The organism is Frateuria sp. (assembly GCF_013362045.1).
Classification (GTDB): Bacteria; Pseudomonadota; Gammaproteobacteria; order Xanthomonadales; family Rhodanobacteraceae; genus Frateuria_A.
Genome location: NZ_JABFWW010000037.1, coordinates 1 through 14,314, shown reverse-complemented (window position 1 = coordinate 14,314; position 14,314 = coordinate 1). Strand labels below are relative to the sequence as shown.

The window sequence follows — 14,314 nt, the reverse complement described above, 5'->3', positions numbered from 1 at the left end:
CGTTCTCGACGAAATCTTCGGCAAAGAGCGTTTCGAGCGCGAGATTATCTGGCGGATCGGCTGGATCTCCGGCTACAAATCCGCTGCCGTCAACTGGATCCGCAACCACGACAACATCTACTACTACACGAAGTCGCCGAACTTCGTGTTCAACAAGCTCTACATTCCCTACGCCGACGACTACGTGCGCCGCGACGGAAAAAGGCCAGAAGGCGCCGGCTATCCCATCGAGGACACGTGGAACTGTTCGGACATGGATCGCTTGGACTCGATCCAGATCATGAGCTTTTCGCGCGAAAAGGTAGGGTACGAGACACAAAAGAACGAAAACCTGCTCGCCCGCATCATCGAGGCTTCGTCTCAGCCCAACGCGATCGTCGCCGACTTCAACGGCGGCTCGGGAACTACGGCCGCCGTCGCCGAAAAACTCGGCCGCCGATGGATCACCACGGACCTCGGCAAACCCGCCTGCATGATCATGCGCAAGCGCCTGATCGACCAGGGAGCCAAGCCGTTCCTCTACCAGGCCATCGGCGACTACCAGGTCGAGGCGGCCAAGAGCGCGATGGGCCGCAGCTTCCGCGTGGGCGACCTGTCGGCCATCGTGCTGTCGCTTTACGGCGCGCTGCCATTGCCGGCAGAAGAAAACCCGCTGCGCAACCTGGGCGCGGTCACCTTCGGCGGCAGGAAGACGCTGGTGCTGGTCGATTCGCCCAACAAGCTCACTGGCGACGCCACGCTGCGCCGGGCGATCGCCCAGCGCGACAACCTGATGGGCGGATGGGACCGCGTGGTCGTGCTGGGCTGGAACTTCGAGCCGGCGATCGGCCAGAGCATCACGGCGCTCAACGACGACCGCCTGGAAGTGCTGGTGATCCCGCCGGACCTGCTCGACCGCCTGAAGAAGAAGGGCGGCATCGAGAAGCTGCGCGGGCAGGTGCGCTTCTCCAGCCTGCAGTACCTGATGGTCAAGCCGATCCGGCGCGAGCGGCTGGACGGCAGCGAACAACTGCACGTCTCGCTGCACAACTACGTGTTGCTTTCGCCCGAGGCGATCAACCTGGACGACGACAACCGCCAGAAGCTGGTGCGCGTGATGAACGCCGAGCCGTTGGCGCTGATCGAGTACTGGGCGGTCGACCCGGATTACGACGGCCAGGTGTTCCGCTCCGTGTGGCAGGACTACCGCGGTAACACCGCCAACGACGACGACCCGCTGCGCGTGGTAACCGAGGCGCGCTTCGCGGTGCCGCGCAAGGCCGGCGACCGGCGCGTGTGCGTGCGCGCGGTGGACGTGTTCGGCTTCGAGGCCGAGGTAGTACAGGTGGTGGCGGAGCCGAAGGCATGAGCGCGATCGAGCAGCCGCTGGCGCTCGCCGCCGGGCTCACCCGCCGCACCGACCAGCTGTGCGTCGGGCTGGAACAGGGCATCGCCGAGCTCTACGAGCAGGTGACACCGGTGACTGCCGAACTTCTGCGCTGGTGGTTCGGCGACGAGGCCCGCCAATCACGTGCGATCAATTTCCATCCGGGCCAGCGCCAGGCGATCCTCAACGTGATCGTCGCGCACGAGGTGCTGGACAGTCCCAACCTGGCCGACCTGTACCGCCAGGTGTGCGAGCCGGCGCTGCTCGAAGGCACACGGCTGGCCGACGTGGCGCAGGCCAAGAACGGCCATCCGAAGTACTGCCTGAAGATGGCCACCGGCACGGGCAAGACCTGGGTACTGCAGGCGCTGCTGATCTGGCAGTTGCTTAACAAGACCGTGGCCCTCAACGAAGGCCGCGACGATCCGCGCTTCTCGCGTCGCTTCCTCATCGTGGCGCCCGGGCTGATCGTGTACGAGCGCCTGCTCGATGCCTTCCTGGGCAAGGAGCGCGAAAACAAGAGCCGCGACTTCGCCACTTCCGATATCGCCAGCTACGCCGAGCTGTTCGCGCCGCCCGCCTACCGCGAGCGCATTGCACAGTTCGTGCGCGGCAACGTCTGCGCCAAGAACGAAATCGGCCTGAAGGCCACCGGCAACGGCATGATCGCCATCACCAACTGGCACCTGCTGAGCGACGCCGGCGAGGAGATCGAGCAGGACGAGGCCGAGTGGATCGACGCGCCCGGTATGGTGGCCGACGCCTCCTCGGTCGCCTACGCGGTACTGCCGCTCGCACCCGGCCGCGCCGCTGGCAACAGCCTGGAGACGCTGGACAAGCGCTGGGCGCGTGGCAACGTGCTGGCGTACCTGGCTGACCTGCCGGACCTGATGGTGTTCAACGATGAGGCGCACCACATCCACGAACTCAAGTCCGGCGGCGAAACCAGCGAGGTCGAGTGGCAGAAGAGCCTGTCGATCATCGCCGAGGGCAAGGGGCGGCGCTTCGCGCAGGTGGATTTCTCGGCCACGCCGTACAACGACGTGGGCAGCGGCAAGCGCAAGGCCAAGGTCTATTTCCCCCACATCGTGGTGGACTTCGACCTCAAGGCCGCCATGCGGCTGGGCCTGGTCAAGTCGCTGGTGCTGGACAAGCGCAAGGAGCTTGGCGCGCTGCCGCTGGAGTTCAAGGCCGAGCGCGACGAGGCCGGCAACCTGACACTGTCCGAAGGCCAGCGTGTGATGCTGCGGGCTGGCCTGCAGAAGTTGCGCAAATTGGAAGCGGACTTCGCCCGTCTCGATCCCACGCGCCACCCCAAGATGCTGGTGGTCTGCGAGGACACCAAGGTGACGCCGCTGGTAGCCGATTTCCTGCAGGACGAAGGCCTGCACGAGGAAGACGTGCTCACCGTCGACTCCGGCAAGAAGGCCGAGCTGGGTGAGAAGGATTGGGCGCCGCTGCGCCAAAGGCTGTTCAACGTCGATCGCCACATCCAGCCGCGCGTGATCGTTAGCGTGCTGATGCTGCGCGAGGGCTTCGACGTCAACAACATCTGCGTGATTGTGCCGCTGCGCGCAAGCGGGGCGCAGATTCTGCTGGAGCAGACCATCGGCCGCGGCCTGCGCCTGATGTGGCGTGATCCGGAATACGCGGACGTCAAGCGCGAGAACCGCGAGCACATCAACCGCGGCGAGGAACCCGGCTCGCTGATCGACATCCTCTCGATCGTCGAGCACCCGGCGTTCCAGGGTTTCTACGACGAGCTGATGCGCGAGGGGCTCGTCGGCGCCACCGGCGACGACGAGGAAGGCAGCAGCACGGCCGACATGATCCCCGCCGAGCTGCGCGAGGACTACGAGCGCTATGACTTCGCCATCCCGTTCATCCTGCGCGAGGCGGACGAGAGCGTGGAACACCAGCCGATCGAGGTGCAGTCACTCGCACCGTTCAGCGCGATGAGCCGCGACCGGCTCGCCGCCCTGCTCGGCAAGGGCGACACCTTCACCTCGCAGGACCTGCAGAGCAGCACGCTGTTCGGCGACTACCGCGTCGACGGCGCGGCGATGAACGTGAGCGGCTATAACGAGCTGCTCTCGCGCCTCACCCGCCGCGTGAGCCAGGCGCTGAGCTACCCGCTGCCGGGCGGCAGCCGGATCAGTCCGCGCATGGAGCGACCCTACCTGCAGGTGCACACCGCGGCGCTGGCCACCGCGCTGGACGAGTACATCCGCGAGCGGCTGTTCGGCGAGGCCTTCGAGCCGTTCGCCGACGAAGGCTGGCGGCTGTTGCTTCTGCAGCCGGTGATCGAGCACATCGTGCGCGTGTTCGGCCTGGCGCTTCTCCAATCGGAGGAGCGCGGCCCGGCCGGCGAGACCGAGGTACGCCATCGCCGCCTTTCCGAAGTGCAAAGAATCATGGTGCGCGAAAGCGCCTCGCTGGAGGTCGGCAAGTGCATCTACACGCGACTTTCCTATCCCGCGCGCAACGGCGGGCTTGAGCGCGCGTTCATCGAATGGGCGCAGGCCGACGCCGGCATCGAGGCGTTTTGCAAGATCAGCGAGAACCGGCATGACTTCGTGCGCCTGCGCTACCTCAAGGAGGACGGCCTGGCCGCGTTCTACATCCCCGACTTCCTGGTACGCACGGCCGAAGCGATCTATCTGGCGGAAACCAAGGCCCAGCAGCAGGTGATCCACGCCAATGTGCAGCGCAAGCTCAAGGCCGCGGTGACCTGGTGCGAGCGGACCAACGCCCTGGCGCCCGAGCTGCGTGGCGGCCGCCCTTGGCACTACGTCCTGCTGGGTGAATCGATCGTCCACGACTGGCGCCAGAAAGGTGCCCGCCTGGCCGATCTGCTGGAGTTCTCCCGTGCGCGTCCGCTGGCGACCGCCAGCGCACAGGGCGGCCTGCAGCTGAACTGAAGGCTAGTTCGTCGGCTCAGCACACGGCTCGGGTCAATTACTGCATTGCGGCATGCAAGCCCATCGGCCCGATGCTACCTTCGATATAGATCGATCTAAACGGTGGGGATCATGGGCCGTCCGCAGCCATTCCGAAGCGTCTTTGCCCGCTCCGCGCCTTATGGCGTCCGGAGCATGCCGGCGCCGTCACCAGGTCGCGGAACGCCCTGATGGCCGGCGCCCCGCCCCTGCTGGAAGTGGCCGCCAACTCGGTGGCCTCGGCGCTGGCGGCGCAGGAAGGCGGCGCCGGGCGCGTGGAGCTTTGCGCGGCGCTGGAACTGGGCGGTGTCACGCCTTCGTATGCCGAGATCGCCACCGCGCGGGACAAATTGGCGATTCCGCTGTACGTGCTGGTCCGCCCGCGCGGCGGCGACTTCCTCTACAACGACTTCGAATGCGAGGTGATGCTGCGCGACATCGAGACGTGTGTCGCGCTGGGCTGCGAGGGCGTGGTGCTGGGCGTGCTGGATGCGCAGGGCCGGGTCGACCCGGCGCGTTGCCGCCCGCTGGTCGCGGCGGCCGGTCCGCTCGGGGTCACCTTCCATCGCGCCTTCGACATGGTGCACGACCAGGCGCAGGCGCTCGAGGCGGTGGTCGCCCTGGGTTGCGAGCGCGTGCTCACCTCCGGTGCGCAGGCCAGCGCCGTCGATGGTGCGGAGCGCATCCGCGCGCTGCTGGCGCAGGCGGCCGGTCGCGTGACGATCATGCCCGGTGCCGGCGTACATGCGCGCAACCTCGCTGCGCTGGCGCGGGCAACCGGAGCGAACGAGTTTCACGCTTCGGCCAAGCAGCAGTTGCCCTCGCAAATGCGCCATCGGCAGCCCGGCCTGGAAGACATGGCCACGGGCGAGTGGCGCAGTGACGCGGCAGAGGTGCGCGCCATGGTGATGGTGCTGCAAAGCCTGGCCACGGACGCGGGCACCCGCCCACCCTAGCTGGCGCATCGGGCGGCATGTCGCCGCCCATCGCCCGCGCCGCCAGGAAACGCCATGCCCGCCTCCGTCCCGCCGACCGCAACGCGAACAAGGCCACGCCTGTCCCGGCTCGCGTGCGCGTTGTTTTTGCTGCCGGCGCTCGCGACGGCCGCAACGCCAGCCACGCAAAAGCTCGACGGCAGCTGGCAATTCCGCCTTGCCCCTGGCGACAGCCACGCCGCAGACCATCCGCAGGCCACCCGCTGGCTCGCGGCCACCGTGCCGGGCACGGTGCAGACCGATCTGCTGGCAGCCGGTTTCGTGGCCGATCCGTTCCTGGGCGAAAACGAGCAGGCCATCCAGTGGATCGGCCTGTCCGACTGGATCTACCGCACCCGATTCGACGCGGATGCGGCCACGCTCGCGCGCCGGCACGTCGAGCTGGTGTTCGACGGCCTGGATACCTACGCCGACGTCTACCTCAACGGACACAAGCTGATCAGCGCCGACAATATGTTCCGGCGCTGGGCGGCACCGGCGAAACCGTGGCTGCACGAGGGCGCCAATACGCTGGAAGTGCGGCTGTACTCGCCGATCAAGCGCCTGCAGCCGTGGCTCGCGCGCCAGCCTTACGCGTTGCCCGGCGAATTCGATTCCGCCTTCGGCGACGAGCCCAGGGGCCGGCAGAGCGCCAACTACGTGCGCAAGGCCGGCTACCAGTATGGCTGGGACTGGGGCCCGCGCATCGTCACCGAAGGCATCTGGCAAGGCGTGCACCTGGACAGCTGGGACGACCTGCGCGTCACCGGCCTGCACGTCGCGCAGCCGCACGTGGACGCCCAGCACGCGCAGACCGAGGTGCAGCTGGCGATCGATGCCGACACCGCCACGTCGCTGCAGTTGCAGATCGACGTGCGCGATCCCGGCGGCCAGCCGGTCGCGCACCTGGCGCAACCGGTCACGCTCGCCGCCGGCAGCCACCGGGTCGACGTGCCGCTGGCCATCGACCATCCGAGGCGCTGGTACCCGGCCGGCTACGGCGCGCAGGACATGTACGCCTTCCACGTGCAGTTGAGCGGCAAGGATGGCGTCATTTACGAAGCCACCCGTGAGGTCGGCCTGCGCAGCGTCGAGCTGCGCCAGGAAAGGGACCGCTGGGGCCGCGGCTTCGCCTTCGTGGTCAACGGCATTCCGGTGTTCGCCAAGGGCGCCAACCTGATCCCGTTCGACAGCTTCCCCACCCGCGTCACTGGAGCGCAGATGCGTCGCGTGCTCGAATCGGCGCGCGACGCCCACATGAACATGCTGCGCGTGTGGGGCGGCGGCTACTACCTGCCGGACGACTTCTACGCCATGGCCGACCGGCTGGGCCTGATGGTCTGGCAGGACTTCATGTTCGGCGGCGCGATCACGCCGGACGGTCCGGCCTTCGTCGCCAACGTGCGCCAGGAGGCCATCGAGCAGGTCGAGCGCCTGCGCGACCATCCCAGCCTAGTGCTCTGGTGCGGCAACAACGAGGTGCAGAGCAGCTGGCTTTCGTGGGACGACCGCAAGGCGTTCCGCAAGTCCATCACGCCGGCGCAGGACGCGCGCATCGCGCAGGGCATGCGCACGTTGTTCGGCAGCGTGCTGCGCAAGGTGGTCGCGCAGCACGACCCGGACGTGCCGTATTGGCCGAGCTCGCCCAGCACCGGCGGCGACGGCTTCGCCAACACGCTAGGCGAGGGCGACTATCACTATTGGGAGGTGTGGTCAGGCGAGGCGAAGCCGGCCAGCGCCTACCTGGAGGTGACGCCGCGCTTCCAGTCCGAGTACGGGCTGCAGTCGTTCCCCTCGATGCGCACGATCCACGCCTTCACCGGTGCGGGCGGGCTGGAAGCGGACTCGCCGGTGCTGCGGGCGCACCAGAAATACGACGGCGGCAACGGCAACCGACGCCTGCTGATGTACGTGCAGCGCGAGTACGGCCAGCCGAAGGACTTCCCCTCGCTGGTCTACCTGAGCCAGCTCATGCAGGCCGAAGGCATCGCGCTGGCGGCCGAGCATCTGCGTGCCTCGCGGCCGCGCAGCATGGGTTCGCTGTACTGGCAGTTGAACGACGTGTGGCCGGCCGTCTCCTGGTCCAGCATCGACTGGTACGGCCGCTGGAAGGCGCTGCAGTTCCGGGCGCGGCGCTTCTATGCGCCGCTGCTGGTCGCGGCGTTGCGCCACGGCGGCGATACCGCCGTGACGCTGGTTTCGGATCGCACCACGCCCCTGTCCGCACGCTGGCGTGTGCGCGTACTGGATTTCTCCGGCAAGCCGTTGCACGAACAACAGGCGGACGTCGTGCTCGCACCACTGGCCGCCACGCACGTGGCCGACTTCAGCGATGCGCAACTGCTCGGCGGCGCGGACCCGAAGACCACCTTCGCCGTGTTCGAACTGCTCAGCGGCGACCAGGTGGCATCACGGAACCTCGTCTTCTTCGATCAACCCAAGCAGCTCGCGCTGCCGTTGCCACACATCCGCACGCAATGGGCGCGGGTCGAGGACGGCTATGCGCTGACCCTGGACAGCGACGTCCTGGCGCGCGGCGTGTGGCTCTCCTTCGGCGATCTGGACGCCACGCCGTCGGACAACGCCTTCGACCTGCTCCCCGGCGAGCCGGTGCGCGTGACCGTGCGCAGCGATGCGACCCTCGATGCGCTGCGCACCGCGTTGCGCCTGCAGGACCTGGCCAGCGCCCGGACCGGAGGCGCGCGGTGAAGCGCCGCTGGCCCGCACTCGCGTTGTGCGCGCTGGCTTCCCTCGCCTGCCGCACGCATGCGTCGGACGACCCGGTGGCGCGTGCCCGCGCACTGGTCGCGCAGATGACGCTGCCGGAGAAGATTGCCCAGTTGCAGAACGACGCGCCCGCGATTTCGCGCCTGGGCGTGCCGGCCTACAACTGGTGGAACGAGGGCCTGCACGGCCTCGCGCGCAACGGCCATGCCACGGTCTTCCCGCAGGCCATTGGACTGGCGGCAAGTTGGAACCCCGACCTGCTGCAGCAGGTCGGCGCGACCGTCTCGGCGCAAGCGCGCGACCGCTTCGACGCGAGCGCCCACCACGGCCTGTTCCAGGGCCTGACGCTGTGGTCGCCGAACATCAACATCTTCCGCGACCCGCGTTGGGGCCGTGGGCAGGAAACTTATGGCGAGGATCCCTACCTCGCTTCGCGCCTCGCGGTGGCCTACATCCACGGTGTGCAGGGCGATGACCCGGACCACCCGCGCGCCATCGCCACGCCCAAGCATTTCGTCGTTCACAGCGGCCCCGAGCGCGGCCGCCACGGCTTCGACGCGAAGGTCTCGCCGCACGACCTGGAAGACACCTACCTGCCCGCCTTCCGCGCCGCCGTGACCGAAGGCCACGCCGGCTCGATCATGTGCGCCTACAACGCGCTCGACGGCACGCCCGCCTGCGCCAACGGCTGGCTGCTGGGCCAGCGCCTGCGCCGCGACTGGGGCTTCGACGGCTACGTCGTGTCCGACTGCGATGCGGTCGACGACATGACCGCGTTCCACCACTACCGGCCCGACGACGCGCGCTCGGCGGCGGCGGCGCTCACCGCCGGAACCGACCTCGACTGTGGCAACGCCTACGCCGCGCTGGGCGAGGCCGTGCGCGAGGGCTACGCACGCGAGGCCGACGTCGACGCCGCGCTGGTGCGGCTGTTCACCGCGCGCTACCGGCTGGATGCGCACCGCAAGCCCGACGCCGCCGGGAATCCGTCGGGCGACGCACTGGCGCTCGAGGCCGCTTTGCAATCGCTGGTGCTGCTGAAGAACGCGCGCGACACCCTGCCCCTGCGCGCCGGCGTGCGCATCGCGGTGATCGGCCCCGACGCCGACACCGTCGAGACGCTGGAGGCCAACTACCACGGCACTGCGCGCGCGCCGGTTACGCCGCTCGAAGGCCTGCGCCGGCGCTTCGGCGCGCAGCAGGTGAGCTATGCGCAAGGCTCGTCCATCGCCGACGGTGTGCCCGTGCCGGTGCCGGAAACCGCGCTGCGCAACGGCGATGCGGTTGGCCTCGAGGGCGAGTATTACGCCGCGGCCAGCTTCGACGGCGCGCCGCGACTGCACCGCACCGACCGCACGATCGACTTCGACTGGGACCGCGTGGCGCCCGACGACCAGCTCGACCCCGCGCACTACGCCGTGCGCTGGAGCGGCGAGTTGCTGCCGCCGGCCGAGGGCGACTACACGCTGGCCGTGCACGTCGATCGCTGCATCGAATGCCGCGGGCACGACGCCGTGCGGCTGTACGTCGACGGCCGCAAGCTGATCGACGATGCGGGCAGCGACCGCGCGACGCTGCAGGCGAGGCTGCACCTGGCCGGGCGCCCGCACCCGCTGAAGCTGGAACTGCTGCACGGCGGGCAGGACCAGGGCATCCGCCTGCAGTGGCTCGCCCCGCCCGGCGCGCAATCGGACGAGGCGCTGGCCGCTGCACGCCAGGCCGACGTGGTGGTCGCCTTCGTCGGCCTGTCGCCCGACGTCGAGGGCGAGGAACTCAAGGTGCATGTGCCCGGCTTCGACGGCGGCGACCGCACCGACATCGCGCTGCCGGCCCCGCAACGCGCGCTGCTGCAGCGGCTGGCCACCAGCGGCAAGCCGCTGGTGGTGGTGCTGCTCTCCGGCAGCGCGGTGGCGCTCGACTGGGCGCAGCAGCACGCCGACGCCATCCTCGCCGCCTGGTATCCCGGCCAGGCCGGCGGCACTGCGATCGCGCAGGTGCTCGCCGGCGACGCCAACCCGGGCGGCCGCCTGCCGGTGACCTTCTACCGCGCCACGCGCGACCTGCCGCCGTTCACCGACTACGCGATGCAGGGCCGCACCTACCGCTATTTCGACGGTACGCCGCTGTACCCGTTCGGGCATGGCCTGAGCTACACGCGCTTCGCCTATGCCGATCTCGCGCTTTCCGCCACGCGGCTTGCGGCCGGCACGACGCTCGCGGCCAGCGTGACCGTGCGCAACGCGGGCCAGCGTGCCGGCGACGAGGTGGTTCAGGCCTACCTGGCCAGCGACGTGCCGCTGGCGCCGCGCCGTGCGCTGGTCGCCTTTCGCCGCGTGCACCTCGCGCCGGGCGAGAGCCGGCGGGTCGAGTTCGCGCTGTCGCCGCGGGACTTGAGCACGGTCGATGGCGCCGGCCGGCGCTGGGTGACGGCCGGCCACTACCAGTTGTTCGTCGGCGGCGGGCAACCCGGCGATGCGCCGGGCACGCAGGCTGCCTTCGTCATCACCGGCCAGAGGGCCCTGTCGCCATGAACCATGGAGACGCATCGATGAGCGATCGCCGCCACTTCCTGAAGCTGCTCGGCAGCACAGTCGCATGCGGCGCGTTCGCGGGACGCGTGCCGCGCCTTGCCGCCGCGCCCACGAGCCTGGCCAGCCGCCGGCCAGCGCCGTCGCAGCGAAAGTTCACCAGCGCGGCGGTGGAGGCGCGCATCGCCCAGGTCAAGGCGCGCATCGGCGACTCCAAGCTCGCCTGGATGTTCGAGAACTGCTACCCGAACACGCTCGACACCACCGTCGAGCTGGGCACGCTCGAAGGCAAGCCGGACACCTTCGTGATCACCGGCGACATCGATGCGATGTGGTTGCGCGATTCCTCCGCGCAGGTGAACCCGTACCTGCCGCTGGCGAAGCAGGACCCTGCGCTCAGGCGCCTGTTCCGCGGATTGATCCGCCGCCAGGCGCACTGCATCCGGCTCGATCCCTACGCCAACGCCTTCCTGCGCGACCCGCACGCGGCGCCGCTCTCATGGGCACGGCAGGACGAGACCGACATGAAACCGGGCGTGGGCGAGCGCAAGTGGGAAGTCGACTCGCTGTGCTGGCCGATCCGCCTCGCGCACGCCTACTGGCAGGCCACCGGCGACACCGAGCCGTTCGACGACGACTGGCGCTCGGCCATGCATGCCGTCGTCAGGACCTTCCGCGAGCAGCAGCGCCTGCACGGACGCGGGCCGTATCGCTTCCTGCGCACGTCCGACCGCCCGACCGAAACCCTCGCCCTGGACGGTTACGGCCAGCCGACGCGGCCCAACGGCATGCTCCATTCGATGTTCCGCCCGTCGGACGACGCCTGCCTCTACCCGCTGTTCGTGCCGGCCAACCTGTTCGCGGTGACCGTGCTGCGCCAGCTCGCCACGATGAGCCAGGCGATCCATCACGACGGCGCCTTTGCCCGCGAATGCACTGCGCTGGCCGACGAAGTGGAACAGGCCACGCATCGCGACGGCCGCATGCGCGATGCGGACGGCCACGAACACTGGGCCTACGAAATCGACGGCTACGGCAACCAGTTGTTCATGGACGACGCCAACGCGCCGGGCCTGCTCAGCCTGCCCTACCTCGGCTGCTGCGCCGCGGACGACCCGCTCTACCTGCGCACGCGCGAGCGTGCCTGGAGCGCGCGCAACCCCTACTTCTTCGAGGGCACAGCTGCCGCAGGCATCGGTGGCCCGCACGAAGGCCTGCGCATGGTGTGGCCGATGTCGATCATGATGCTCGCGCTGACCTCGAACGACCCGGCCCAGATCCGCCAGTGCCTGCGCTGGCTGCGCGATACCGACGCGGGCACCGGCTTCATGCACGAGGCCTTCGACCAGGACGACCCGGCGCACTACACGCGCGCATGGTTCGCCTGGGCGAACAGCCTGTTCGGCGAGCTGATGGTCAAGCTCGCGAACAGCCATCCCGACCTGTTGCGCGCGCTATGAACCAAGCCGCCAGCCACATTGCTTCCTCTCCCCCGGCAGCGCCGGGGAGAGCACTCAAAGCTGACATGACCGACCCACAGGAGATCCCGACATGCTGACGCGCAGACGCTTCCTGCAGGGCATCGGTGCCCTCGCCGCCCTGGGCACCGCGGCCGACACGCTGCCCGCCTTCGCCATAAGCCGCCCCGGCGGCGACCGGTTCGCCGCAACGCCCGGCGAGGGCGTGTCCCGATATGTCGACGTGTTCGTCGGCACCGGCGGACACGGCCACACCTTCCCCGGCGCCGCGCTGCCTTACGGCATGGTGCAGCTCAGCCCCGACACCAACGATGCCGGCTGGGACGCCTGCTCGGGCTACCACCAGCGCGACGGCTCGATCATGGGCTTCTCGCATACGCACCTGTCCGGCACCGGCGCCAGCGACATGCTCGACGTGCTGGTGATGCCCGCGCAGGGCGAGGTGCTGCTGGACCCGGGCGCGCGCGGCCTGCCCGACAGGAACTACCAGTCGCACTACGACGAGGCTTCCTTCGCCAGCACCCGCCTGCCCCCGGACGCGGTGGGCACGCCCGGCCACGGCTACCGCTCGCGCTATGACGCCGAGCAGGCGCAGCCGGGCTACTACCGCGTGCACCTGGCCGACCACGACATCCTGGCCGAGTTCACCGCCACGCTGCGCGCGGGCCTGCACCGCTACACGTTCAACGAGCATGGCGCAGGCCACCTGCTGGTCGACCTCGCGCACGGCTACCACGACGACGCCAAGGTGCCCGCCAAGGTCAGCGACGCGCAGCTGCAACTGGTCGGTGACGATCTGCTCGTCGGCAGCCGCCGCGTGCACCAGTGGGCGAACGGCCGCTACATCCACTTCGCGATGAAGCTCTCGCGGCCGCTCTCGCGCGCCACCCTGTATTCGGAAGACAAGCCGCTGCCCGACGGCACGCGCGACGCCAAGGGCACGCACCTGAAGGCCGCGCTGCACTTCGATGATGCGGCCAGCGCGCCGCTGCTGGTGAAGGTCGGCATCTCCGCGGTCGACATCGACGGCGCCCGCCGCAACCTCGAGGCCGAGCTGGCCGACTGGAACTTCGAGCGCGTGCGCCAGGAGGCGGCCGACGCATGGGAAGGCGAGCTCTCGCGCATCCGCATCGACGCCTCCGACGAGGCCGTCAAGCGCACCTTCTACAGCGCGCTCTACCACACCATGCTCGCGCCCACGCTGTTCAGCGACGCCGACGGCCGCTACCGCGGCATGGACCTCAAGGTGCACACGCTGCCCGAGGGCCGGCACAACTACAGCACCTACTCGCTGTGGGACACCTACCGCGCGCTGCATCCGCTGCTCACGCTGTACCAGAGCGAGCGCGTGCCCGACCTGGTCGACGGCCTGGTGCGGATGGCCGCCGAAAGCCCGGACGGCCCGCCGGTGTGGCCGCTGCAGGGCGTGGAAACCGGCTGCATGATCGGCTACCACTCCGCCGTGGTGATCGCCGAAGCGCAGGCCAAGGGCTTCACCGGCATCGACTACGCCCGCGCCTGGCCGATCTACCGCAAGCGCGCGATGGACGACGACTACCGCGGCTTGCCGTACTACCGCAAGCTCGGCTACATCCCCGCCGACAAGGACTGGGAGTCGGTCAGCAAGACGCTGGAATACGCCTACGACGACTGGGCGCTGGCCAGCCTGGCCGAGGCGGCCGGCGCACACGAGGACGCCGCGCACCTGCGCCGCCGCTCGCGCAACTATCGCAACGTGTTCGACAGGAAACTGGCCTTCGTTCGCCCGCGCGGCAGCGACGGCGCATGGTTCGAGCCGTTCGACCCGCGTTCCATGGGCCATACGGACAAGTGGCGCGACTTCACCGAGTCCAACGCCTGGGAAGCTACCTTCCTCAACCAGCACGACCTGTACGCCTACATGCAACTGTTCGGCGGCGAGCAGGCCTTCGAGCGCAAGCTCGACATGCTCTTCAGCACCAGCTCGGCGCTGCCGGCCGATGCGCCGCCGGACATCGCCGGCATGGTCGGCCAGTACTCGCAGGGCAACGAGCCGGGCCACCACGTGGCCTACCTCTATGCCTACACCGGCGCGCACCACAAGACGCAGGCGCGCGTGCGCAAGCTGCTCGAATCCATGTACCGGCCCCAGCCCGACGGCCTGGCCGGCAACGAGGACTGCGGCCAGATGAGCGCGTGGTACGTGCTGGGCGCGCTGGGCCTGTATGCGGTCGACCCGGTGAGCACCCACTACGTGTTCGGCAGCCCGCTGCTGGATCGCGCGCAGCTCACCCTCGGCGGCGGCAAGACGCTGGAGGTGCTC

Annotated in this window: 7 protein-coding genes; all 7 read left to right on the top strand. The window is 69.1% G+C overall.

Features of this window, described 5'->3' with window-relative positions; all coding sequences use genetic code 11:
- Nucleotides 1-1,348, top strand: a 1,348-nt coding sequence (locus HOQ08_RS01895) for a site-specific DNA-methyltransferase (RefSeq protein ID WP_291190750.1), incomplete at its 5' end; no start/stop codon positions are given.
- Entirely contained in the window at nt 1,345-4,287 is a 2,943-nt protein-coding gene (locus tag HOQ08_RS01890) for a DEAD/DEAH box helicase family protein (protein WP_291190747.1), read from the top strand. The genes HOQ08_RS01895 and HOQ08_RS01890, both read left to right, overlap by 4 nt.
- 209 nt (nt 4,288-4,496) lie before the next feature.
- Nucleotides 4,497-5,261: a copper homeostasis protein CutC gene (locus tag HOQ08_RS01885; RefSeq protein WP_291190744.1), complete on the top strand. Its 765-nt coding sequence runs from the start codon at nt 4,497-4,499 to the stop codon at nt 5,259-5,261.
- A 54-nt stretch (nt 5,262-5,315) separates the two neighbouring features.
- Nucleotides 5,316-7,988: a glycoside hydrolase family 2 protein gene (locus HOQ08_RS01880; protein WP_291190741.1), complete on the top strand. Its 2,673-nt coding sequence runs from the start codon at nt 5,316-5,318 to the stop codon at nt 7,986-7,988.
- Between the two features lie 23 nt (nt 7,989-8,011).
- Nucleotides 8,012-10,537 carry a glycoside hydrolase family 3 protein gene (locus HOQ08_RS01875; protein WP_291190752.1) on the top strand — a complete coding sequence of 842 codons (2,526 nt, stop codon included), beginning with the start codon at nt 8,012-8,014 and terminating at the stop codon, nt 10,535-10,537.
- A 17-nt stretch (nt 10,538-10,554) separates the two neighbouring features.
- A complete protein-coding gene (locus HOQ08_RS01870; protein ID WP_291190738.1) occupies nt 10,555-11,994 on the top strand; it encodes a glycoside hydrolase family 125 protein in 1,440 nt (479 codons plus the stop codon).
- A 91-nt stretch (nt 11,995-12,085) separates the two neighbouring features.
- Nucleotides 12,086-14,314, top strand: a 2,229-nt coding sequence (locus HOQ08_RS01865) for a GH92 family glycosyl hydrolase (RefSeq protein WP_291190735.1), incomplete at its 3' end; no start/stop codon positions are given.